General features: G+C 38.7%; 2 protein-coding genes. Both read right to left on the reverse strand.

The features are described from left to right. Nucleotides 1-338: 338 nt before the first annotated feature. Nucleotides 339-1,265 carry a hypothetical protein gene (locus GQR56_RS21135; RefSeq protein ID WP_166115346.1) on the reverse strand — a complete coding sequence of 309 codons (927 nt, stop codon included), beginning with the start codon at nucleotides 1,263-1,265 and terminating at the stop codon, nucleotides 339-341. Nucleotides 1,266-1,285: 20 nt separating this feature from the next. Continuing rightward, nucleotides 1,286-1,489: a hypothetical protein gene (locus tag GQR56_RS21140; protein ID WP_166115347.1), complete on the reverse strand. Its 204-nt coding sequence runs from the start codon at nucleotides 1,487-1,489 to the stop codon at nucleotides 1,286-1,288. Between the last annotated feature and the right edge of the window lie 253 nt (nucleotides 1,490-1,742).

A 1,742-nucleotide genomic window follows, 5' to 3' on the forward strand; every position in this document is an offset into this window, starting at 1 on the left:
CCAGATAAAGACACGAGATTTAATCTCGTTTGGGTGAATATTTTTTAGGTCCCTTGGTACGAAGCTCATTAGGAGCATGGCGCATGATAACCATGACGCCATAGCTCGAATATATGTCAGTACCTTTGCTTTTCAGCAAGCTTGTGACGCATCATGACGGTGAAATGGGATACATGATAATAAAATAAAGGCATCAATTTTGATGTTTATACATTAGCTCGTCTTGACTTCAGGGGAGCGTCCATATATGTCTTTGTTATTTTCCAAGCTAAATAATCAATCGAAATAAGTTCGATGTTTGAAATATGAGCGACTGTCCTTGTTAATTTACTTTTTGTTTATGTATTAACCTTTTTCCATTCTCTGCTTGCACCGGGTTCGTATCTTACAAACCATGGGTTTGGTTGTTGCTCTGCGGGTATAAAGTTAATAGCATTAGGCGTTTCAAATACGCCAACAGGCTGACCTTTATCTTTTAGACACACAAATTGCCCATCAATTAATTCGAATATACCTTGCTCTCCACCAGCAAGAAAAATACGTTCTTCTATTGCTCCTATGCCATACCATGAATACCTGGCGGAGCCTATATCAGAAAAACCCTCTTTGGCATTACCCACTAACAAACAACCACTTCGACCCGTGATAAACACTTTATCTTGTGAAAGAACTTTTACATCAGTAAAAGCATCCTGTTGAGGGATGCCTGGGGGTAAAGCTATTTTCACCCATTCATTCCCATTAAAATGATGTATGTTTCCCTCATAACCAACAACATAAACATCATCACTGGCTGAGCCATCTATTGCATTGGGCGCTTTTGGGAGTGAATGTTCTGTCCATAAAGTCCCATCCCAATGAAAAACAGGGCCTGCAAAAGAAGTCACCCACACATCGTCATCGGTTGTTCCCCAAATGGCATTTAATTGCCCTTTGAAGACTTCAGTAACATTCCAGTTAATATCAAAGTCACCTGAAATAAATTTTAATCGTTCAAAAGGCGGCTGTTTAAAACTAATGTTAGCGTTTGTGAATACATCACCTTGGTCATCTACAACCCATAAATGACCGTTTTGTGATGACCACATGGCATTAAGTTGGAAGTTAATTCCTAAACAAGTTTCATATATACCATCTAATGTTAGAGTAACCCCCCCGACAGCATTTAATGCATCTGACTCATTATAATATGTAATAATTCGATGTTCGCCTAAATTAGAATAAGTAATGTCTATTACATGAACTATTTCGTAGTTATCTCGCATAAATAAAGCTTCCTTTATTGTTAGAATTTATCATCTGTCTCCCTACCTTTTTCTTTATATACATTACCGCCACCAACTAAATTAGACATTTTGGCATCTTTATTAACTCCAGCCTCATCTAAGTAGTTTTCAGCCTCTATTCGAATAGCCTTGGCGACTAGCGCGGCTTCCTCTTTTGGGATCCTCGCTTCGTAAACGCCAGGCGCCCTTTCTATAGTTTCCATGCTGAGCGACTTAGCCGTTTCACTCTCCATATGATCTAGCCATTCATTTACAGTGGCATATTCACCTTTTTTATCAAGCGATTTTGCGTAGCCTTTTTCAACATCCGTTAAGTATCTATGCTCAGTACCCTTACTTTGATCATCATAAAAGAATCCAGAGGGGTCAAATCCTGAGGGATCCCCACAATTATTAATAAGCTACAAGCACTCACGGCAATCCTTATTTAATTGTTTGAGTGCTTCTGAAAAAATT

The sequence above is a fragment of the Pseudoalteromonas sp. Z9A5 genome, assembly GCF_011378875.1.
GTDB lineage: Bacteria > Pseudomonadota > Gammaproteobacteria > Enterobacterales > Alteromonadaceae > Pseudoalteromonas.